General features: G+C 41.5%; 19 protein-coding genes and 1 tRNA gene. 4 read left to right on the top strand and 16 right to left on the bottom strand.

Annotation, left to right across the window (positions count from 1 at the left end):
- Positions 1–57: 57 nt before the first annotated feature.
- The 5 genes from FTU22_RS12860 to FTU22_RS12840 all read right to left on the bottom strand — a co-directional run bounded on the left by FTU22_RS12860 (position 58) and on the right by FTU22_RS12840 (position 5,285).
- Positions 58–762, bottom strand: a complete 705-nt coding sequence (locus FTU22_RS12860; protein WP_180094807.1) for a Crp/Fnr family transcriptional regulator — start codon at positions 760–762, stop codon at positions 58–60.
- A 117-nt stretch (positions 763–879) separates the two neighbouring features.
- Complete coding sequence (locus FTU22_RS12855) at positions 880–1,842, bottom strand: TauD/TfdA family dioxygenase (RefSeq protein WP_180094805.1); 963 nt, start codon at positions 1,840–1,842, stop codon at positions 880–882.
- 244 nt (positions 1,843–2,086) lie between these two features.
- Positions 2,087–2,491, bottom strand: coding sequence for a nucleoside diphosphate kinase regulator (gene rnk / locus FTU22_RS12850; protein ID WP_111885760.1), 405 nt, complete (start codon positions 2,489–2,491; stop codon positions 2,087–2,089).
- 160 nt (positions 2,492–2,651) lie between these two features.
- Entirely contained in the window at positions 2,652–3,905 is a 1,254-nt protein-coding gene (glyA, locus tag FTU22_RS12845) for a serine hydroxymethyltransferase (RefSeq protein WP_111885761.1), read from the bottom strand.
- 156 nt (positions 3,906–4,061) lie between these two features.
- Complete coding sequence (locus FTU22_RS12840) at positions 4,062–5,285, bottom strand: lipase family protein (protein WP_180094803.1); 1,224 nt, start codon at positions 5,283–5,285, stop codon at positions 4,062–4,064.
- 625 nt (positions 5,286–5,910) lie between these two features.
- Here FTU22_RS12840 and FTU22_RS12835 point away from each other — a divergent pair.
- The 4 genes from FTU22_RS12835 to FTU22_RS12820 all read left to right on the top strand — a co-directional run bounded on the left by FTU22_RS12835 (position 5,911) and on the right by FTU22_RS12820 (position 8,478).
- Positions 5,911–6,609, top strand: a complete 699-nt coding sequence (locus FTU22_RS12835; RefSeq protein WP_168379387.1) for a 3'-5' exonuclease — start codon at positions 5,911–5,913, stop codon at positions 6,607–6,609.
- An 88-nt stretch (positions 6,610–6,697) separates the two neighbouring features.
- Complete coding sequence (locus tag FTU22_RS12830) at positions 6,698–7,444, top strand: hypothetical protein (protein ID WP_180036000.1); 747 nt, start codon at positions 6,698–6,700, stop codon at positions 7,442–7,444.
- A 217-nt stretch (positions 7,445–7,661) separates the two neighbouring features.
- A complete protein-coding gene (locus tag FTU22_RS12825) occupies positions 7,662–8,018 on the top strand; it encodes a hypothetical protein (RefSeq protein WP_180094801.1) in 357 nt (118 codons plus the stop codon).
- 166 nt (positions 8,019–8,184) lie between these two features.
- Complete coding sequence (locus FTU22_RS12820; protein ID WP_111885765.1) at positions 8,185–8,478, top strand: hypothetical protein; 294 nt, start codon at positions 8,185–8,187, stop codon at positions 8,476–8,478.
- 58 nt (positions 8,479–8,536) lie between these two features.
- Here FTU22_RS12820 and FTU22_RS12815 read toward each other — a convergent pair whose 3' ends face one another.
- The 11 genes from FTU22_RS12815 to FTU22_RS12765 form a co-directional block, all read right to left on the bottom strand.
- On the bottom strand, positions 8,537–8,749 hold the full coding sequence (locus FTU22_RS12815; RefSeq protein ID WP_078189132.1) for a hypothetical protein: 213 nt from the start codon (positions 8,747–8,749) through the stop codon (positions 8,537–8,539).
- A 528-nt stretch (positions 8,750–9,277) separates the two neighbouring features.
- On the bottom strand, positions 9,278–10,552 hold the full coding sequence (locus FTU22_RS12810; protein WP_180094799.1) for a Glu/Leu/Phe/Val dehydrogenase: 1,275 nt from the start codon (positions 10,550–10,552) through the stop codon (positions 9,278–9,280).
- A gap of 21 nt (positions 10,553–10,573) precedes the next feature.
- Complete coding sequence (gene hutG, locus FTU22_RS12805) at positions 10,574–11,500, bottom strand: formimidoylglutamase (protein WP_180094797.1); 927 nt, start codon at positions 11,498–11,500, stop codon at positions 10,574–10,576.
- 314 nt (positions 11,501–11,814) lie between these two features.
- Entirely contained in the window at positions 11,815–13,017 is a 1,203-nt protein-coding gene (gene hutI / locus FTU22_RS12800; protein WP_180094795.1) for an imidazolonepropionase, read from the bottom strand.
- Between the two features lie 68 nt (positions 13,018–13,085).
- On the bottom strand, positions 13,086–14,507 hold the full coding sequence (locus FTU22_RS12795; protein WP_180094793.1) for an amino acid permease: 1,422 nt from the start codon (positions 14,505–14,507) through the stop codon (positions 13,086–13,088).
- A 74-nt stretch (positions 14,508–14,581) separates the two neighbouring features.
- The gene (gene hutH, locus FTU22_RS12790) at positions 14,582–16,114 is read right to left on the bottom strand and encodes a histidine ammonia-lyase (protein ID WP_180094791.1); all 1,533 of its coding nucleotides are present in this window, start codon (positions 16,112–16,114) and stop codon (positions 14,582–14,584) included.
- 86 nt (positions 16,115–16,200) lie between these two features.
- Positions 16,201–17,874, bottom strand: coding sequence for a urocanate hydratase (gene hutU, locus FTU22_RS12785; RefSeq protein WP_180024180.1), 1,674 nt, complete (start codon positions 17,872–17,874; stop codon positions 16,201–16,203).
- A gap of 212 nt (positions 17,875–18,086) precedes the next feature.
- Entirely contained in the window at positions 18,087–18,701 is a 615-nt protein-coding gene (locus FTU22_RS12780) for a HutD family protein (RefSeq protein ID WP_180094789.1), read from the bottom strand.
- Entirely contained in the window at positions 18,698–19,441 is a 744-nt protein-coding gene (gene hutC, locus FTU22_RS12775; protein ID WP_180024178.1) for a histidine utilization repressor, read from the bottom strand. Before hutC ends, FTU22_RS12780 begins: the two co-directional genes overlap by 4 nt.
- Before the next feature lie 407 nt (positions 19,442–19,848).
- A tRNA-Ser gene (locus FTU22_RS12770) sits at positions 19,849–19,938 on the bottom strand.
- An 87-nt stretch (positions 19,939–20,025) separates the two neighbouring features.
- Positions 20,026–22,062 carry an NADPH-dependent 2,4-dienoyl-CoA reductase gene (locus tag FTU22_RS12765; protein WP_180094787.1) on the bottom strand — a complete coding sequence of 679 codons (2,037 nt, stop codon included), beginning with the start codon at positions 22,060–22,062 and terminating at the stop codon, positions 20,026–20,028.
- Between the last annotated feature and the right edge of the window lie 9 nt (positions 22,063–22,071).

Raw genomic sequence — 22,071 nt, 5'->3', positions numbered from 1 at the left:
ATGTAAGATCAATGAAGCCATTTGCGATTATGGCTTCTCGTCAAATTTTAAATCCAGTTATTCATCAAGTTCACTCATTCGCCTTAAACGATCAAGATCCAAGATCACGATTTGTCCATAATTCCACGCGATCACTTGTGTTTGGACAAATTGCTGCAGATGTTTATTCAACGTTTGGCGTGAAATATTAAAAGACTCTGCAAATTCCTGCTGACTGAGTTTCAGGGGAATTTCCTGCCGACATCCATATTGCTCATAGAGTCGAATCAAATGTCTAGCAATACGCTGCTCTAGCGTTGCCGTTCGCAAATAACGATTATGCTCAAACATCAAATACATGCGTCGACTGAGAGATTGCACGACATTCCAAAGCGCCTTCGGATCACGCTGTAAAACTGCTAAAAACCTTGTTCCAGAAATGATTGCCACCTCGACGTGTGTCGCAGCAAAATAATCATAATTCAAAGGCTTTTGTTGTAAGAGTGCGACAAAATTAAATACCGACTGGCGACGGATATAGTCATTTACAATCAATTCACCATTATTTTGCAACCAACCAATTTGTAGCGTACCTGAAAGCAAAATATAAATATCTTGCACGATTTGTTGTTGTTTTAAGATGTGCTGCTGCGAATGAAACCGTGAATATTTCACCTGTTGCACAAGCTGTTCTAAAGTCTGATCGCTAAAGCCCTGAAAGATGTCTTCATTACGCAAAATTTGCAACAAATGCTGTTGGGCTGTGTTCTTTTGATCGCTCACGTCTATAAAAAAATGCCTAAGATCTCATTGATCTTAGGCAAGTGCTGAAAAATGTAAAACCATTGTTTTTCGCATTATTTATCTGTTTTTATGCTGTTTTAAATGACGCTCTAATACTTAAGATGCTTTCTCATAAATACGGCCTGCTTCAGAACGGAAGTTTGAAATGTCGGTGTTTTGAATATTTTTCAGTACAGTACTCGGCTGACCATTTACATCGACAGGCACATCGCCCTCGATAGTGACACGTGAGGCGATACGTAGCTCATCACCATAGTCATTGATGGCACGGTGCTGCGTCGCACGATTATCCCAAATTGCAACATCACCAACCGCCCAGCGCCAACGCACAATATTTTCCCATTGCACGATTTGCTCTTGAAAGAGTTCAAATAATCGTCGTGACTGTGCCGGACTGTATCCACTGAAGCGTTTAAAGAAGTGACCCAACACCAAACTTTTTTCACCTGTTTCAGGATGTACACGCACCAAAGGATGCTCAGTTTCCACTTCTACTGCAGTACGGAATAAATGGCGACCTTCTTCATTGTACTGACCTTTCGGCGCCGCATAGTCATAACTATTACTATGCACCGCGCGTAATTGTTCCGCCAACTTTTGCAGCTCAGGACTTAAATCTTCATAAGCGGTCACGGTATTGGCCCAAACCGTATCGCCACCATGTTCAGGTGCAACTACATTTCTTAAAATTGTGGCTTTAGGATAATTGGGCAAAAACGTAATATCGGTATGCCACGAGTCTGCACGCCCACCACGTGAGTCAATTGACAAAGTATGTGCTGTACCATCTTTGAGTGGCACACTTGGGTGATTCAACGGATTACCTAAAAGTCGTGCAAAGGCTTCTTGTTCTAGATCTGTGAGATCTTGCTGTCCACGCACAAATACAACTTTATATTTTAATAGTGCATGATTAAATTCATCGACCACGCTTTTGTCTAAATTTCCAGACAACTGAATGCCAGAAATTTCCGCACCAATACGACCGGTTACAGGTTTTACTTCAATATGCTGATATTGATAGTCTGGATTGTAATGATTCGATTCTAATTGTGTCATAGGGCTCTACCTTATTCTTCAAATTATTAAGCAACGATGGTGTTGTTGATATAAAGTGTGCCGACTTCGTGCCCATGACTCTGTCAATTCTTTGACAGTTTTCCCAAGTTAAACTGCTATGGTTGTAATAAAATCTGCTTAACAACTTTTGCCGATTTCATATCTAAAAATGCGATATCGAAAAATAAAAAAGCCATCAGTATCGATGGCTTTGTGTGCAGAATTTATCTGTATAGCAGTGGAATTATAAATAGTCCCCTTCACGCTCAGGTTGATAGAGCACTTTAATGATTTTGACTTTCATAGTGTGACCATCAGGCTGCGGCCATTCTATTTCCTGCCCTTCAGCCAAACCTAATATGGCAGCACCCACTGGAGCCAAAACATTGACTTGACCTTTATCGCCACGAAAATCATGTGGATAGACCAGTGTAATTTCGGTTGCTTCTGTCGCAGGTGCAATGTTAATGAGAACTTTGGCATTCATACTCACCACATTGGCAGGGACATCTTGTGGAGCAACCACTTCAGCGCGCGCCATCTCATCTTCCAAATGCTCCATCGTCGGCGTCAGCTTAGACTGATGCTCCAACATGGTTTCTAAACGATGTAAATCTTGTTCTGAAAGAATAATATTGGGTTTTTTCATATAAAGTTCCTTTGCGACCTTGCCAACAGATCTATAGCGATGGGCAAATTTTTTGTTATCTCTTATTCCGTTATAACAGAAATATAAATGTTTAGATAACTTTTGAATTTTTCTGATGACATAAAAAAAGCCCCCTTGAGGGGGCTTTCTCAAGTCAGACTTATTTTGCGTAAACTGGGAATTTAGCGCAAACAGCAGCAACTTTTTCTTTCACTGCAGCAATCACAGCTTCGTCACCTTTGCTGTCTAGAACGTCAGCGATCCAGCCTGCAAGGTCACGTACTTCAGCTTCGCCAAAACCACGTGTTGTTACAGCAGGAGTACCGATACGGATACCCGAAGTCACGAATGGAGAACGTGGGTCGTTTGGTACTGAGTTTTTGTTCACAGTAATGTGAGCAGCACCTAACCAAGCATCGGCATCTTTACCAGTAATGTCTTGTTTAATTAAAGATAATAAGAACAAATGGTTCTTAGTACCGCCAGAAACAACATCATAACCACGTTCGATTAAAACTTCAGCCATTGCTTGCGCATTCTTAACAACTTGTTGTTGGTAAGCTTTATATTCAGGCGCCATTGCTTCTTTGAAGCAGATCGCTTTAGCCGCTACAGCGTGAACTAAAGGACCACCTTGGTTACCTGGGAATACAGCTGATTGTAATTTTTTCTCGATTTCTTCGTTTGCTTTCGCAAGGATTAAACCAGAACGTGGACCACGAAGTGTTTTATGTGTAGTCGTTGTAGTTACGTCAGCAATTTGTACTGGGCTTGGGTAAACACCAGCAGCAACAAGACCAGCTACGTGAGCCATATCTACGAATAAGTAAGCGCCAACTTTGTCCGCGATATCACGGAAACGCTGCCAATCAACAACTTGGCTATACGCAGAGAAACCAGCCACGATCATTTTTGGCTTGTGTTCTTCAGCTAAACGTTCAACTTCTTCATAGTCGATTTCGCCAGTTTCTGGGTTCAAACCGTATTGAATTGCGTTGTAAGTTTTACCAGAGAAACTAACTTTAGCACCGTGAGTCAAGTGACCACCGTGAGCCAGGCTCATACCTAAAACTGTATCGCCTGGGTTAAGTAGCGCAAGGTAAACTGCAGAGTTTGCTTGTGAACCAGCGTGTGGTTGAACGTTTGCATAATCAGCACCAAACAATTCTTTAGCACGGTCAATGGCCAATTGTTCGATCACGTCTACATACTCGCAACCGCCGTAGTAGCGTTTACCAGGGTAGCCTTCTGCATATTTGTTAGTAAGTTTTGAACCTTGAGCTTCCATTACTGCAGGTGAACAGTAGTTTTCTGAAGCGATTAACTCAATGTGCGCTTCTTGGCGAGCATCTTCATTCGAGATCGCTTGAGCTAATTCAGGGTCAAATTGAGCAATAGAGGTGTTGGCAAACATTAGCGAGGTCCTATTAAATTAGGGCTTTTAAGCCGTGCTAAGATTGGCGCGTATTGTAGCATGAAGTTTTAGAAATGAGAGAGGGAAGTTTGTGCTGTTTTTAAATAAATAATGCCCGTGTTGAATCTGCACGAGCACTATTTAAGTCAAATCAACTTATTGATTTGGCATGAGAGTCTCTACATCTTGCACAAAATTTGCCAGATTATCGGTATAAATACTAATATGATCTGCTGTCGCTTGCTCACGATAGTCAATCGATGTTCCCGGCTTAGCAAGGCTAATCATAAATTTAGTCGCATCTGCTGGAATGGTTTGATCGGCTTTACCTTGATAAATGATGATCGGCGTTTTCACCGCTGTCGTTAAAGGCTGTAAACCTTCACTCATAAAGTTTTGGATTGGCTTTAAAGTTAAGAAATCAGACTGCGTGCGGCCATAGTTATCCAAAGTCGTGTTCTGACTCGCATAACTGAGCATGTCATCTTGAATTAACTTGGTTAACTCGCCTGAACACACTGTTTCAGCCTGAGGTGCAATCGCAGCCAGATGTCCACTAAATACTTTTGAATAATCCACACTGTTTTTATGCCCTTGCATACCCGCAATGATCTGCGCAGTAAAACTGTCTAAAGGTGCATAAATCATACTTTGCACGGTTGCAGGTTTACCTACAGCTAACTTCTCGCCTGCGTCAAGAATGAGCGCAAGATTATTTGCAGGTGCTATGGCAATCGTTCCCTTATAATTTAAGTCAGCACGTGATGCATATTCAGCCGCACCTAACACGGCCTGACCACCTTGAGAATGTCCGATCGAAAGCCAATCCTTCGACACCATTTTACCTTGACTGGTTAAGTAACTTCGAGCTGCAACAACGGCATCGGTAATCGAAAAGGCTTCACTTTTTAGATTCAGATAAGGATGGTTTTCACGTCCACTAGGTTCCCCTAATCCTTCATAATCGGGTGCCACAACGACATAACCCTTTGCCAATAACATTTGCAATAAATATTCAGTGCCTTGCAAACCTTGTCGGCTCGGAGCGCATTTATCAGCCACACCGGTCGTTCCATGTGCCCAAGCCACAATTTTCCAACCACCTGCCGGAGCAACTGTTTTTGGGGTAAAGACTAAGGCTGTGGCTTGAACAACTTTGCCATCTACTCCTAGCATTTTATAGGTCATCAATCGGCTGTCTGCACTCACAGCAGGCATATTGTCTTGACTATAGGCTGTTGTAGTTACCACCGGATTTTTGATCTGATTGAGATCAGCATTTGTTTCAGGATTACTAAATTGTTGGTCATTACTATCATTACCGCAGGCTGCTAAAAATAGCATACTGCTGACTAAAACCGTTAAACGCAGCATTTTCATTCCATGATCCTTTTGTTTGTTGTTTTAAAGTCAATTTTTCATTGAATATGAATCATTAAATACATGGAACAAACTTTTGTTCAAGCCTAATTTTTAAGCAACTACTCTTATTTTAATTTATCAAATTAATATAGAACTAAAACTTTGTTTTAGCTCGATATGGATTAACAGCATTCAAATAAATCAGCCACCCCGATCTCAGAAAAATGGCTGAACTTATATTTCTGATCATTGGATACAGATTGGGCTATTTTTCGGAGGTTAAAGCAAAATGTAAAATCAACAAAAATGCTGTACCCCCTGCCAACTACACAAACATATGCACAAAAGTAAAGCCGAAAAACCACCATGCTATTGATCGTGAACATACTCTAGTGCTTAATCCACTTAGCGACATTTTTGGATATCACGATGGACAAAAGCCTTTAAAATAAGTCGATTTAGAAGATGGTTTAGCTTTATCCCGCTGTAAAGGTTTTATTTCAGCAGATGCGATAAAAGCAGATTATTTAAACACTGCGCAGCCATCTTCATAATATTCCTACAAATAATCACAGCATGGGTTTGTCAGTGTGGATGTGATCATGTACATTCATAAACATTATTCAACATGCTGGAACTGGACATGCAAGCCATCATTCTCGACACAGAAACCCATACACTAAATGGACAACCCATCGAGATTGCCTATGCTCCAATTCAGGTGGCAGATGCCAAAATCACTTTAGATAAATCTAAAATTTTTGATCAACTATATCGTTGTGATGAAGCTATTTCTTTTGCAGCGATGGCTGTTCATCATATTTTAGAATCAGATCTTGAAGGTCAGCCCCACTACAGCAGTTTTGAACTCCCATCAGAGACGACATATATCATTGGGCATAATATCGACTACGATATTCGAGCGCTCGAAAAATGCGGTGTAGATGGTTCAAAAATTAAAGCCATTTGTACCCTTGCGCTAGCTCGTCGTGTTTGGCCTGATGCAGAAGCGCATAATATTTCTGCCTTGATATATATGATCACCAAAGGCAGTGAAAAAGCCCGTGAAATGATCCGTAAAGCTCACCGCGCAGATATGGATATCATTTTAACTGCCAATATTTTGATGCATATTGTCCATCACTTAAAAATCAACAGCATCGAAGAATTATACGAAGCTTCGGAAGATGCTCGCATTCCACGCAGTATTAATTTTGGTAAACACCGTGGTACCGCAATTGCAGAATTACCTGCGGACTATGTGCAATGGCTATTACGTCAAGATGACTTAGACCCTTATTTGCGTAAAGCTTTAGAAAACTCTGCTGTCATTACTCTATAAATCATTGATTGTTTAATATTTTCTTAATATTACTGTCATTATCACTGCATAGGATTGCCTTAATTCTTTTGAGCTATGGAATTAAGGCATGTTCAACTATCAAAAAACTGAGCTGGGTTTTCAAACTTTAAAAGACCGACAGCTCGCATTAAATGCAAGACAACGTCGTCTGCTACTCTTAATTGGTAGTGATGACTTTAACCAAATGCCAGTGCATTATCAGCAGCGGATTGCTGAAGAGACATTGCTCGAGCAACTAATGGAACTTGGGCTGATTCAGCCAATTACAGCACATGATCATCTACGCCTTCAAAGCTCAGATTTTTCTGGTTTTAATACTCCTAAAAAAGCGCCTAGCAATACGTCCGATCTCAATAACCTTAGCCCTGCATCTGATCTCACAGCGCAAGAACATGTGACTTTTAATGAACTTTCAATTCCTACGATGGAAGTTCCTCAGATTCATTCACAGTACGCACTGACGACCTCCCTACCTATGGATGCAATGGGCTTTATATCCCATCAATTTAATCAAGCCACACCTGAAAACACAACATCAAACAACCCTGTTTTAGCAGAACAAATCATTGATTTCATCGAGCACGATTTTGATGAGTTACAGAATTTTATGTGCAGTTACTTACAGCGTTATTGTGGACTGATGGCAAAAAAATTAATGCTTAATATTCAACAGGCCACGGACATTGCAGAATTAAAAGCCTGTCAGATGCAATGGATCACCTGTCTAAATGAATCCAATATTCAACCTAAACTCTTACAACATGCATTACAGCAAATTAATTACAGTCTAAAAAATCTGCAACAACTGATTTAACTTAGAGACTTTTCCTCACTTCTCATTCAAAAAACAACTTAATGAGGTGAGTTATTCTTCACACATATCAATATAAAGAATTGAATTTTATTAACTTTATCGATTCACTTATTTCATTTATGGTTTTAACTGCTGTTTTATACGACCTTCCCCTAATGTCAATCAACAGTAAAAAATCGCAAGAATAAAACCGATCTCCTAGCGTTTGAGCATGTCAATGTCACAACAGTTTTGTTTAGAATTTGATTCTTTCGATAATCCTATGCAACTCAGCAAAATTGGCAATTGGGTATTTACCTTCTTAACCTCACAAGACGAATTGCCTAATGTTCAATTGGCCATTACCTATGTCTTGCCACGAAAAATTAGTGATGAATTACAACCTCGACGTGTGGTCATTCAAAATACAGCCATTGAAACAATTTGGCGTATAGAACAAGTCGAATGCTTTAACAGCCAAACGAACCAAGAACTCACCTTTACAGCAGCGGAACCTCAAGCTCAATTGATTTTAAACAGTATCATTGAAGAATTTGCCCGTTATGATGTCCCATTGCTATTCAAGCCGCTTTAATTTAAAGCGAATTCCAACTTATTTTTCATAAAGATTTAAGCTGTCTCAATGATTTAACCAAAGTTAGCTAGATAGACATTAAATGAAAAATAATCCATACAGATTATTGTTGCTCAATTCATATACACTATTCCTGCTCAATAATTTTTGACCATGGATAATAAAAATGAATTTAGCCAATTATTCTAATGATCAGGCACTCATCCTTTTCAACCTATATAGCAGCCTTGAACAATGTCTAGATGCGATTGGACATTTGCACCTTGGACCAAAACTGGTGCTGACCGACCATGATGTATCAAAAGATCATATGATCGTGCAACGTTTTCAAGCTGGAGTTTTAACTCAAGAAATTCAAGTGCGTAAACAAGACGTTGAACTGTCTTCTAGCAACCCGATGACACGCTATCAGTTACTGTCTTATATTTTGAATCAATTTAAAGCAGATCAAACAGCTTAAAGTTCTATTTCTAAAAATAAAAAACTCACCATAAGGTGAGTTTTTTTGTTCATTCAATTTAAGCTTCTAAAAGCTTGTAAATACTGTCCGATTTTTGACTTTCAAAAAGTAGTTCGATACTGGGTAGGATGATTTCACCTGCAATAATGATATGTTCAATGCGATGAAACAGCGCTCTTGAATCTTCTTCTGAAGGATTACGCACCAAAGCTTGTGCTTCATAAACCTGACTAAATTGGTCCTTTACCTTTATGTCAATCATCTGTGTCATGGTAACGTCTCTACTTGTTTTAATAATTGCATTTTTTATATCACACCTTTACACATTAACTTACTTTGTAAATGTTAGATTTCATGGCAATGTAAACTTATTTTACTTTAGTAATTATATATCAACAACATAGGTTGACTATTTAATTATTGTTTGACAAAAGCACTATATTCTCAAATCTAAAATGGCATTAAAAAGCCCGCATCGCTGCGGGCTCTATGTTGGAAGGCTAGTGCTGATTTATTGTCTGCAATATCTTAAGACTAAAATATTACGAAACTCAACGAGCTGTCATTGATCCGTCCAACTTATTGGTAGCGTCGTTTTATGACCTACCGTGATTTAAATATAGCACTTTCAATTCTCTTGCCAAGCCTTGCTAACACTTCAAAACAATTGATCAAATAAAATACAATTGAATATCTCATCTTATAAGAAAATAATATGTTCTCAATTGGACGCCTTAACTGATATTTATGCAACTATTTGTTTTTTAAAATATCAATCATTTTTAAAAATGCTAAATGTTTAGCCTGGGAATATTCCTCGCTCTTTACGCGCTTTCAAGATACGTTCACATGCCAAAATATAAGCTGCTGTACGTAAGGTACAGCTATTCTCTATAGCACATGACCATACATCTTCCACCGCTTGAATCATCAATTTATCTAAACGGTCATTAATTTCGGCTTCACTCCAGAAATAGCTCGCCATATCTTGTACCCATTCGAAGTAACTGACTGTCACACCGCCTGCATTACAAATTACATCTGGCACAATCGTAATTTGACGTTCAGTTAAGATATCATCCGCTTCAGGATAGGTCGGTCCGTTTGCTCCTTCCAAAATCATTTTGGCTTTTAAACGCTGTGCGCGTTCTACTGTAATCTGACCTTCTAACGCTGCAGGAATGATAATGTCCGTCTCAACATCCCAAAATGCTTCATTGTCAATTTTGTCTGCACCGCTAAAGCCTGCAACGCCTTGGGTTTCCTGCACATAAGTGTGTAGAGCATTTAAATCTACTCCACTTGCGTTATAAATCGTTCCGGTATGATCTTGAATACAGACAATTTTCGCATTCGATAAATAAAATAAATTGGCTGCTTCACTACCGACATTACCAAAACCTTGAATGCTCACTTTGGCATTTTCGATATTCAAACCGATTTTTTCTGCTGCCTGACAGCCTGTAATATACACACCGCGACCTGTAGCCTTTACACGGCCTAAAGATCCACCTAAATGTACAGGCTTACCTGTAACCACGCCAGTAACTGTATAACCTTGACCCGATGAATAGGTATCCATCATCCAGCCCATAACATTTGGATTTGTACCTACATCTGGTGCAGGAATATCCTTTTGCGGCCCAATAATATGTGCAATTTCACTGGTATAACGACGAGTTAAACGCTCTAGCTCACGTGCTGAAAGTTTACGCGGATCGACGCGCACCCCCCCCTTTGCACCACCAAAAGGTAAATTTAACACCGCGGTTTTAATGGTCATCCACGCTGAGAGCGCCATCACTTCGTTTAATTCAACTTCTGGATGAAAACGGATACCGCCCTTGCCCGGTCCACGTGAAAGGTTATGCTGTACACGATAGCCTTCAAAGTGCTGAATAGATCCATCATCCATAATAATCGGCACATCGACAATTAAGGCACGTTTTGGACGTTTTAAAGTATCTACATAATCGGCCAGATCTTCACTTAAATAAGGCGCCACGCGGTCTACCTGTGCCAAAAAAGTTTGCCATGCACCATTGCCGCCATTAGCGTAAGAGAGATTAGACATTATTGTTCCTGTATTTTTAAATTATTGTGGGTTAAATATATAACTGTAGGCAATGAACGCTGCAAGTCTTGCAGTCATTGCATCCTGATCGTATTTTGGATTGCATTCTGCAATGTCCAACAGCTTGATTTTTCCACTGCCCTGAATATGCCGCATAAGCTGTTCAAATATTTTTAAATCAATGCCTCTGACTGCAGGCGCACTGACACCGGGCGCAATTGATGCTGCAAAAACATCGAGATCGACCGTGACATATAGCCAATCGACCTCTTGTATAAATTGATCAATTTTAGATAAAACATGTCCCAGCTGAGCTGCTTCAAGCTCATGATCAAAAATACACTGACTGCCTAAACGCGCCGCTGTATCAAACAACTTTTTGGTATTGGAATGCTGTGCAGCGCCAATGCAAAGATAGTGAAAAGATTTAGCGTGCTGTTCGCTGAGCTGAGCCGATTGTAAAAACGGTGTGCCAGAAGTTGCATGCACGTCTTCACGTAAATCTAGATGCGCATCAAAATTGATAATGCCGATGTTTTTTTCTGGATGCGTATTTTGTGCATATTGGAAAATGCCGCTAAAACTGCCAAATGCGATCTCATGTCCACCGCCAAACACGATTGGTTTTAAGCCTTGCTGTAAAGACATTTCGACTTGTTCGGCCAAAGCAGCTTGGGCATTTTCCAAGTCACCATTGGCACACACCACTGTACCCAAGTCACGAATTGAAACTTGTGAGTGCACAGGCAAATTTGCCAATTGTTTACGGATTAAATCTGGTGCTTCTGCTGCGCCGATACGTCCACGATTGCGGCGCACGCCTTCATCTGAACTGAAGCCTAAAATCGCAAATTCGGCTGAATCGGATTGATTAACGGTGTGGAAAATACGCCGATGTTCTGCGCCTTCTCCATCCTGCCGCCCTTGCCATTGAAAAGAATGATCCATAATGAATACCGTCTTTAAATCTTCAACGCTTTAAAATAAAAAACTCAGGATTAAAGCGAAGCTCAAGCCTTGGGTTTAAAAATTGAATGACACTAGAGTTTTTTGAAAAAAAATGATCATTAATCAGTATTTAAATTATCAATGAAAATCCCTTCTCCCTTAGGGATGAGGAGTATGCTCCGCAAGAGGATGAGGGACTTTAAGCATAAAACAACCTCTCCCTAACCCTCTCCTGAAAGGTGAAGGAACTAACATCATTATTTTTAAAAGTTCTAAAAATCATTTATGAAAGAAGTCTCCTATTCCATTCAAACCTAGATCTGTACCTTCTGGCCTTTATAGATCACTTTTTGATTTAGATCGCCGCCTAGCCAATAGTTAATTTCAGAAGGATGCTGAATATCCCACGCTACAAAATTGGCGAATTTTCCAGCCTCTAAACTGCCATGCATCTTGTGTAAACCAAGCGCTTGCGCAGCATGAATCGTGACTGCCGCCAAAGTTTGTTCTGGCGTCAAACGGAACAAGGTACTGCCCATATTCATCATTAAACGTAGTGACAAAACAGGAGAAGTTCCTGGATTCAGATCTGTCGAAATCGCAATTTTCACCCCATGTGCGATTAAGCTTTCTATGGGCGGAAATTGTGTTTCTCTAAGCAAATAAAATGCGCCCGGTAACAGCACGGCAACAGTGTCTGAGGCCGCCATAGCTTTCACATCATCTTCAGTCATATATTCCAAATGATCTGCAGATAACGCGTGATACGTAGCCGCTAAACTCGAGCCGCCTAAGGCAGACAACTGTTCAGCATGCAATTTAACGGGGAGATTCAATGCTTGTGCGGTTTGAAAAACACGTTCGACTTGTTGGGGGCTAAAAGCCAAATGTTCACAAAAAGCATCCACCGCATCAACTAAGTTTTCAGCATGCAGCTGCGGCAACATTTCACTGCAGATGTAATCAATATAGTCATCGCTGGCATTTTTAAATTCTGGCGGTAAAGCATGTGCAGCCAAACAGGTGCTTCGTACCGTCATTGGTAAAGCTTCACCTAACTGACGAATCACTTTCAGCATTTTGCGCTCATTGGCTAAATCCAGCCCATAGCCCGATTTAATTTCAATCGCCGTGACGCCTTCACGCTGCAAGTATTGAATCCGCTTATAAGCAGATCGAAACAGCTCAGCTTCTGTCGCCTCGCGTGTTGCGCGCACCGTACTGGCAATGCCGCCGCCATTTTTCGCAATTTCAGCATAGCTCACACCTTGCAAACGCTGCTCAAATTCAACACTGCGGTTGCCACCAAATACGCTATGGGTATGACAATCGATGAGTCCGGGAGTCACCCAAGCACCTTTCAGATCAATGCGTTCTACAAATTCTTCATTTGGAATTTCACTGTGCTTGCCAATCCAGTGGATCAGTTCACCTTCTGTAACGATTGCTGCATCTTCAATACTGCTGTATTGACCATTCTGCATTGTCGCAATATGACAATTCAACCAAAGCTTCATTGTTGTATTTCCTGTTCCGCCGCAGCATTTGCCTTGACGGAAACATGTATAAATTAAGAAGTGTTATATTAAGAGTTGGATTCAAATTGCTGTGCAGTAGAATTCGCCTGATTCAAGTTCATTTTTGGACGTACTTTGACAATGTAGGCAATCCATAGAATCACTAGCCAAGCTGCACCTACATAGATTGCAGGTCGAGAGTCTGGGAAATACGCAATGATGCCTAATACAAATAACATGAAGACCACTGCAAATGCAGGCGCATATGGCCAGCCCACAATAGGGAAATCTAAAGCTTTAATTTCTGCTGTAGATAATTTGCGGCGCATACCCATTTGTGACAGCAGAATCATTAGCCACACCCATACCGTCGCAAAAGTCGCAATTGAAGCAATAATCATGAATACATTTTTAGGAATCAGGTAGTTCAATACGACACCGACCAGAAGTACGCCGGCCATCACCACAACTGTCATCCACGGCACACCATTTTTAGACAGCTTGGTAAATACTTTCGGTGCTTGTCCGTCTTGCGCCATGCCGTACAGCATACGTCCCGCACCAAATACATCACTGTTAATGGCCGACACTGCTGCTGAAATCACCACGATATTTAAAATCGTAGCAGCAGACCCAATCCCTAGATTTTCAAAGATTTGTACAAATGGGCTGCCCTGCGTACCAATTTGGTTCCAAGGGAAAATCGCCATGAGCACAAAAATAGTCAGTACATAGAATAATAGAATTCGAACAGGAACAGCATTAATCGCTTTTGGAATAGATTTTTTCGGTTCTGCTGTTTCGCCAGCAGTAATACCAATAATTTCAATACCGCCAAATGCAAACACCACTACAGATAAGCAGGCAATCAAGCCGCCAATGCCATTTGGCATAAATCCGTCATGAATCCATAGGTTTTGTAAGCCCGAAACTGCTGCACTATGATCTGAATGGAAGCCATAAAGCATCAGACCGAAACCTCCAATAATCATGGCAATAATGGCGGTGACCTTGATAATCGATAACCAAAACTCTAACTCACCAAAGACTTTGACATGAATTAAGTTAATTGCACCTAAGAACATAATCAGCGAGAGAATCCAGATCCATCTCGGTACATCGGGATACCAGAAGCCCATGTAGATACCGAACGCCGTGACATCAGCCAAGGCCACGATAATCATTTCAAAAACGTAGGTCCAACCCGTGGTAAAACCTGCAAACGGACTGATGTATTTACTTGCATAATGGCTAAATGATCCTGAAACAGGATTGTGTACAGACATTTCACCTAAAGCGCGCATCACGATATAAATTGCGATACCCGCAACAATATAAGCAATCAGTACTGATGGCCCTGCCATTTGTATGGCACTTGCCGAACCGTAAAATAGGCCTGTGCCAATCGCGGAACCCAAAGCTAAAAATCGGATATGGCGGGTATTGAGTCCCCGCTGTAAGGTAGAACCCTGTGATGCTTCTTGTGACATTTTGATCTCCAATCCATGAGGAAATTTTTATTTGATCGGGCCACTTCATGTGACCCTATTTATCAATCACAAACTTATTTTAGACTTGGCAATAAACCTTCTAGGATCAATGCGTTTAAGCATCCACTTGCAAGCAATTCACTCGCTTGTTCAATATCTGGCGCAAAGAAACGGTCTTCGCTGTAGTAAGGCACTTGATCACGCAGCACTTTGCGCGCTTGTTCTAATTTTACAGAACTTTTTAAGCCTTTACGGAAATCAAGACCTTGACATGCACCTAACCATTCAATAGCTAAAATACCGCGTACATTATCTGCCATAGACCATAAACGTTTGCCCGCATTCGGCGCCATCGATACATGATCTTCCTGATTGGCAGAAGTTGGCAGACTGTCCACACTCGCAGGATGTGCTAATGCTTTGTTGTCACTTGCTAAGGCAGCTGCAGTCACTTGCGCGATCATAAAGCCTGAGTTCACGCCGCCATTTTCAACCAAAAACGGTGGAAGCTGTGACATGTGCCGGTCCATCATCATCGAAATACGGCGCTCAGACAGTGAACCTACTTCTGCAATAGCCAAGGCTAAATTGTCTGCTGCCATTGCTACAGGTTCAGCATGGAAGTTACCGCCAGAAATCACATCGCCTTCTTTGGCAAAAACGAGTGGATTGTCAGATACCGCATTGGCTTCTATTTCAAGCACCTCTGCCGCTTGGCGGATTTGAGTTAAGCATGCACCCATCACCTGTGGCTGACAGCGCAGCGAATACGGATCTTGTACCTTTTCACAATCTTCATGCGAATGACCAATTTCACTTTCGTCAGTCAATAGATCACGATATGCAGCAGCTACATCAATTTGACCGCGCTGCCCTCGTACTTCATGTACACGTGCATCAAATGGTGAACGTGAACCAAGCATTGCTTCTACACTTAAACCGCCGCATACAGTTGCAGCTGCAAATAAATCTTCTGCTTCAAATAAACCGCGCAGCGCATAGGCTGTAGACACTTGTGTACCATTGAGCAGTGCCAAGCCTTCTTTTGCTGCCAATGCAATCGGCTCTAGACCTGCGATTTTCAAAGCTTCAACAGCTGAAATCCACTCGCCTTTATAACGCGCTTTGCTTTCACCCAGCAGCACCAATGACATGTGCGCAAGCGGTGCTAAATCACCTGAAGCTCCTACAGAACCTTTTAAAGGAATATGCGGATAAACTTCAGCATTAATAAGTGCCAAAAGCGCTTCAATGACTTTTAAACGAATACCTGAAAAACCGCGCGCCAAACTGTTGGCTTTGAGCAGCATAATCAAACGCACCATTGAATCATCGAGCGCTTCGCCTACACCTGCGGCATGTGACAATACCAATGAACGTTGAAGCTGTTCTAAATCTTCTTGAGCAATTTTAGTTGAGGCCAATAAACCAAAACCTGTATTAATGCCGTAAGCCGTGCGGCCTTCACGAATAATTTGCTCAACACAATCGACACTGGCTTGAATAGCTGGAATGGCCTGCTGATCTAGCTTAACTTTGATCGGCTTTAAAAATGCTTCACGTAATTCTGCTAAATTAAGTTTGCCTGGTTGAATTAAAAGTTCCATGTGTACAGCCCTGTTTCCTATTTTTTATGCGCTGCAGACTCATCAGGAGAGAGTTGTGATGCGTCAGCAGTAGTCCTTTTTACGGCTTAGCCAGTAATCATCGGCAGATTTAAGCCCTGTTCTTTTGCACAGTCAATTGCAATATCATAACCTGCGTCTGCATGGCGCATTACACCTGTCGCAGGGTCATTGGTTAATACACGTGCAATACGTTCAGCTGCTTCATCAGTACCGTCACATACAATCACCACACCTGAATGCTGTGAAAAGCCCATGCCTACGCCGCCGCCATGATGCAATGATACCCAAGTTGCACCGCCGGCTGTATTGAGCAAAGCATTCAGTAATGGCCAATCTGATACTGCATCTGATCCATCTTGCATCGATTCAGTTTCACGGTTTGGACTAGACACAGAACCTGAGTCTAAGTGGTCACGGCCAATCACCACGGGTGCAGATAGTTCGCCTGTACGTACCATTTCATTAAATGCCAAGCCCAGTTTTGCACGCAGGCCTAGACCTACCCAGCAAATACGCGCTGGCAAACCTTGGAATGCAATTCGTTCACGCGCCATATCTAACCAATGATGCAAATGCTCATCATCTGGAATCAGCTCTTTCACTTTTGCATCAGTTTTGTAGATGTCTTCTGGGTCACCAGAAAGCGCAGCCCAACGGAAAGGACCAATACCGCGGCAGAATAATGGACGAATATAAGCAGGTACAAAACCAGGGAAATCGAATGCGTTTTCTACGCCTTCTTCTTGCGCCATTTGACGGATATTGTTGCCATAGTCAAAGGTTGGAACGCCCATTTTTTGGAAGTCCAGCATCGCTTGAACATGAACAGCCATAGATTGCTTCGCGGCTTTTACCACTGCATCTGGTTCAGTTTGCGCGCGTTCACGGTATTCTTCCCATGTCCAGCCAATTGGCAGGTAACCATTTAATGGGTCATGCGCACTGGTTTGATCCGTCACCATGTCTGGATGTACACCGCGGCGTACCAGCTCAGGTAAAATTTCTGCAGCATTTCCATGCAACGCAATTGAAATGGCTTTCCCTTCTTTGGTATAGCGCTCAATACGTGCTAAAGCGTCGTCTAAATCGGTTGCTTGCTCATCTACATAACGGGTACGTAAACGGAAATCGATGCTGGCTTGCTGGCATTCAATGTTTAAAGAACACGCGCCTGCCAAAGTTGCAGCCAATGGCTGTGCACCGCCCATACCGCCTAAACCTGCGGTTAATACCCAACGTCCTGTTAAGTCACCGTTGTAATGCTGACGGCCTGCTTCTACAAAAGTTTCATAAGTACCTTGTACAATGCCTTGGCTGCCAATATAAATCCATGAGCCTGCTGTCATTTGACCGTACATCGCCAAACCTTTGGCATCCATTTCATTAAAATGCTTCCAGTTTGCCCAATGTGGTACAAGGTTTGAGTTTGCAATTAATACACGCGGTGCATTTTTATGGGTTTTGAACACCCCTACTGGCTTGCCAGACTGAACTAGCAAAGTTTCGTGGTCTTCTAAATCTTTTAAAGTTTCAACAATTTTGTCATAGCATTCCCAGTTACGCGCTGCACGGCCAATCCCGCCATACACCACCAATTCTTTTGGGTTCTCTGCGACATCTGGATCCAAATTATTCATCAACATGCGTAGCGGCGCTTCTGTTAACCAGCTTTTTGCATTTAACGTTGTACCGCGAGGGGCGCGAATTTCTACATCACGAAATTTTGTAGTTGTTGTCACCGTTGGACTCCTTCCATTCAACAATCTGTTTTTCTAATGACATCCCTTCAGCACTAATACAAACATGTGCTTACTTGTATATACATGTACATATAATATGCATGTCTATCGATCTTTGAAAAGACCTCACTATTGAAAAAAGTGAAATTAATATATAAACGAATGTTTTAATTGATTTTAAAGTTTGATGACTTTAGTTGTAGTATGAAAATTTATGCGATATATTTGGCATTTTTAAAGACGTCAACTGAATAAAATAGCTCAATGAAACAGCAATCCTTCGCTGTATCTTGTGGTAATTCGATCTTTAATGTTTCATCTTGATTGGCAATTTTTAGACATTCAAATGCTGCCAAATGATACATTTTTTCATGAATGGAAATCTGTAACTGATCTGCCATATTAAAGATCAGGATGTCTTGTGCTGCAGATAAAACCGTCTGATTTTCACACCCTGCCGTCCACTGCATCCGTGGCCGTACTTTTTCCGTATTGTAAATCAGGTTCAAGTCACGAATGGGCCCATCGATTAATTGGCAAAATACTGCTAACTCGCCATCAAAGGAAAATAAGTCACGTGCGCAAACATCGACATGTGATTGCTTGGCAATTTGCAGCCGCATTCCAGCACCAGATAGCGTAGAAATAATGCGCTTTTTCCCTTCAAAATAAGAAAAATCACCATCATTTTCCACATCCGCCATAGACACACGCCAATCAAAATCATCTTTAGCTAAGCTAGATTGACGTGCAATTTCAAAGGTAAAACCTAAGCCATTCTTCCATGGCATTTTTTGATAATCATGCAGCTTCAATACTTGAATCATTGCACGAATTTTCCTTCCAAATAATAACGGCTGCCCGGATACGTTAAGCGCGCACTAGAAATTAATTGTTTATTTGACCACGTACGGCGACGAATAAGCAGACACGGCTCTTGTTTGGTAATTTTCAGCCATTTGCATTCTTGCGCATTGGCTAAAACGGCTTCTACTATGTGCTCACCTTCGCTGACCGGTGCCTGCGCCATTAAATAGGCATTAGGGGTAAGTTTGCTAAAGTCCTGCTGTAAATAGTCAGGGATCAGTGCAGCATTGACCAAACGATCTTCAATTTGTACAGGTACTTCATTTTCATAATGAATAATGATGGAATGAAAAAGTGTCTCGCCTTCTTTGGTTTGCATAAACAAGGCTTGCTGGACATCCGCCTGTACTTTTTCTAGTTTTAGAACTTCAGCGCGATGAATATGGTTACGCGCCACAATTTCATCTGCAATATTATGAATTTGAAATAAGGCCGAATGACCTTGGCCTTCTGCAACAAATGAGCCGACACCTTGTACGCGTACCAAAACTTTATCAGTAGTCAACTCACGCAAGGCACGATTGACCGTCATACGACTGCAATTGAGCAATTTAACCAATTCGCTTTCAGAGGGAATTTTGTCATTGACTTTCCATTCGCCGCTGTAAATTTTGCTTTGAATGTACTGCTTCACCTGTGCATAAAGCGGTGATGGTGCTTCTATCCCTTTTGTTGCGTCTAAAACTGAGTTTGATAACATCTGCTTCTCTTCGATCACAATGTTTAACTATTCATTGTTTGTTTATTCATTTATATAGATCAACAATCTAGCAAATGTAGACCTAATTTAGTTTCTAAGATAACGATACTTAATCATTAGAATAATAAACAGTATAAGCCAAAACCAACTTGTATATACAAGTGTTTTAATTCATCTTTAAAATAAAGAAATCGACCTTGAATCTAACTCATCTTTTATAAACTTAACTAAAGTCATTTCGTTTTAATAATTTTTTATCGCCTGCTCGGTTTTACCCCAACTAATTCTATATCCAGTTTTTTGAAGTTTACTTTTTATTCTTTGACAACTTTTATATATAAATAACTTTCATTCAAAAAATTTGCAAAAAAAAAGCCCCTGTATCACTACAGGGGCTTTTTTGAATTTGGCGGAAGCGGTGAGATTCGAACTCACGGAGGACTCACACCCTCGTCGGTTTTCAAGACCGGTGCATTAAACCGCTCTGCCACGCTTCCATGTGCGCCATAATACGGAGGTTTTATTCATCTGACAAGTAAAAATTACAACTAAACCATTCAAATGAATATTGTTTCGCCAAATCCTTAAAGTTTAGCCGCAAGCTCCGCACCTTCACGTATTGCGCGTTTCGCATCTAACTCTGCTGCTAGTTTTGCACCACCAATAATATGGTAATTGGCAAGGGTTTTCTCACCCTGTTCTGGCATCAAATGCTTTACCGATTCCTGACCTGCACAAACGACAATCGTATCTACACGTAATAATTGATCATGCCCTTCATATTCAACCCAAAGACCTTCATCAGTAATGGATTTGTATTGAACACCACGCAGCATACGAACCGCATTTTTCTTTAATTGTGCACGATGTACCCAGCCTGATGTTTTACCTAACCCAGCACCAATTGCAGTTGTTTTACGTTGTAATAAGTAGATTTCACGAACAGGAGGTTCGAGCTCAGCAGCCTGCATACCACCTTCTGTTATGTAGTTTGGATTTGGATCAACACCCCACTCCCGCTGCCAATCCGCTAAAGGCATTGGTTGTGGCTGATGTAGTGGTTTGAGTAAAAATTCAGATACATCAAAACCAATGCCGCCTGCACCAATCACAGCAACTTTATTGCCCACAGCTGCGCCTTTCAGCACTTCTGCATAAGACAAGACATTCGGTGCATCACTACCTTCAATTTTTAAGCTACGAGGAACCACACCTGTTGCAATAACAACTTCCTCAAATCCTTCACGTTCAAGCTGTTCACGGTTTACACGCGTATTTAAACGCAAATCCACACCCGTTTTTTCGATTTGAACTTTAAAGTAGCGAATCGTTTCATGAAATTCTTCTTTGCCGGGAATGACTTTTGCCAAATTAAATTGACCACCTACCTCTGCACCAGCTTCAAATAAAGTTACCTCATGGCCTCGGTTTGCTGCAACCGTTGCAGCAGACATCCCTGCCACGCCACCACCGACGACTGCAATGCGCTTCGGTTTTTTGGTCTTTAAATAAACCAATTCAGTTTCATATGCCGCTCGTGGGTTGACCAAACACGTCGCACGCTGATTTTTAAAAGTATGATCTAAACAGGCTTGGTTACAGGCAATACAGGTATTAATTTCATCGACACGATTGGTCGCCGTTTTATTTACCCAAAATGGATCTGCCAAGAATGGACGCGCCATTTGCACCATATCTGCCTTGCCTGAAGCTAAAATTTCTTCAGCTGTATCTGGCATATTGATACGGTTGGACGCAATGACAGGGATTGCAACATGTTTTTTGACTTCAGCGGTATAGTCCACAAACGCTGCGCGAGGCACTGAGGTCACAATTGTCGGAATACGTGCTTCATGCCAACCAATACCCGTGTTCAATAACGTCACACCAGCTGCTTCCAATGCTTTAGCAACAGTAATGACTTCTGCCATGGTGTTCCCATCATGAACCAAATCAAGCAATGACAAACGGAAGCAGATAATAAATTTCTCACCCACTTCAGCACGTATTGATTTCACAATATCAACCGCAAGGCGCATACGATTTTCAATTTCACCGCCCCAACGGTCTGTCCGTTGGTTGACATGACGGCTTAAAAACTGATTCAACAAGTAGCCTTCTGAACCCATAATTTCAACACCATCATAGCCTGCCTTATGTGCAAGGCTTGCCGTTTTGACATAATCATCAATGGTTGAAAGAATTTGTTTGTCCGTTAATTGACGTGGTTTAAAAGGTGAAATCGGAGATTTAATCGGACTTGCTGACACTGCAAAAGGCTGATAGCCATAACGCCCAGCATGCAAGATTTGCATTAAAATTTTGGCACCATGTTTATGTACTGCATGGGTCACCAAGCGATGCGGAGCAATATCACCTAAAGTATTCATGGTACCGCCAGCAGGTAACAGCCAACCTTGACGGTTTGGCGAAATACCGCCTGTAATAATCAGGCCGACACCACCTTTCGCACGCTCACCAAAATAAGCCGCAAGCTTAGGATAATTATAAAAACGATCTTCCAGCCCACTATGCATGGACCCCATCACGACACGGTTTTTAATCGTGGTAAAACCCAAATGTAAAGGCTTTAAAATATTTGCATAGCTAGTCGTTGTCATGCTGAATCC

Source organism: Acinetobacter sp. YH12076, from assembly GCF_013419525.1.
Taxonomy (GTDB): Bacteria; Pseudomonadota; Gammaproteobacteria; order Pseudomonadales; family Moraxellaceae; genus Acinetobacter; species Acinetobacter amyesii.
Note: the sequence above shows the minus strand (reverse complement) of the source record. Positions and strands in the feature narration are given on the sequence as shown.

What these genes read in the sequence shown, in the direction of transcription:
- hutC (WP_180024178.1), bottom strand. Translation starts at nt 19,441, where the DNA reads ATGTTATCAAACTCAGTTTTAGACGCAACAAAAGGGATAGAAGCACCA.
- FTU22_RS12840 (WP_180094803.1), bottom strand. Translation starts at nt 5,285, where the DNA reads ATGAAAATGCTGCGTTTAACGGTTTTAGTCAGCAGTATGCTATTTTTA.
- FTU22_RS12825 (WP_180094801.1), top strand. Translation starts at nt 7,662, where the DNA reads ATGTCACAACAGTTTTGTTTAGAATTTGATTCTTTCGATAATCCTATG.
- hutG (WP_180094797.1), bottom strand. Translation starts at nt 11,500, where the DNA reads ATGGATCATTCTTTTCAATGGCAAGGGCGGCAGGATGGAGAAGGCGCA.
- FTU22_RS12855 (WP_180094805.1), bottom strand. Translation starts at nt 1,842, where the DNA reads ATGACACAATTAGAATCGAATCATTACAATCCAGACTATCAATATCAG.
- hutH (WP_180094791.1), bottom strand. Translation starts at nt 16,114, where the DNA reads ATGGAACTTTTAATTCAACCAGGCAAACTTAATTTAGCAGAATTACGT.
- FTU22_RS12795 (WP_180094793.1), bottom strand. Translation starts at nt 14,507, where the DNA reads ATGTCACAAGAAGCATCACAGGGTTCTACCTTACAGCGGGGACTCAAT.
- FTU22_RS12780 (WP_180094789.1), bottom strand. Translation starts at nt 18,701, where the DNA reads ATGATTCAAGTATTGAAGCTGCATGATTATCAAAAAATGCCATGGAAG.
- rnk (WP_111885760.1), bottom strand. Translation starts at nt 2,491, where the DNA reads ATGAAAAAACCCAATATTATTCTTTCAGAACAAGATTTACATCGTTTA.
- glyA (WP_111885761.1), bottom strand. Translation starts at nt 3,905, where the DNA reads ATGTTTGCCAACACCTCTATTGCTCAATTTGACCCTGAATTAGCTCAA.
- FTU22_RS12815 (WP_078189132.1), bottom strand. Translation starts at nt 8,749, where the DNA reads ATGACACAGATGATTGACATAAAGGTAAAGGACCAATTTAGTCAGGTT.
- FTU22_RS12765 (WP_180094787.1), bottom strand. Translation starts at nt 22,062, where the DNA reads ATGACAACGACTAGCTATGCAAATATTTTAAAGCCTTTACATTTGGGT.
- FTU22_RS12835 (WP_168379387.1), top strand. Translation starts at nt 5,911, where the DNA reads ATGCAAGCCATCATTCTCGACACAGAAACCCATACACTAAATGGACAA.
- FTU22_RS12810 (WP_180094799.1), bottom strand. Translation starts at nt 10,552, where the DNA reads ATGTCTAATCTCTCTTACGCTAATGGCGGCAATGGTGCATGGCAAACT.
- FTU22_RS12830 (WP_180036000.1), top strand. Translation starts at nt 6,698, where the DNA reads ATGTTCAACTATCAAAAAACTGAGCTGGGTTTTCAAACTTTAAAAGAC.
- hutI (WP_180094795.1), bottom strand. Translation starts at nt 13,017, where the DNA reads ATGAAGCTTTGGTTGAATTGTCATATTGCGACAATGCAGAATGGTCAA.
- FTU22_RS12820 (WP_111885765.1), top strand. Translation starts at nt 8,185, where the DNA reads ATGAATTTAGCCAATTATTCTAATGATCAGGCACTCATCCTTTTCAAC.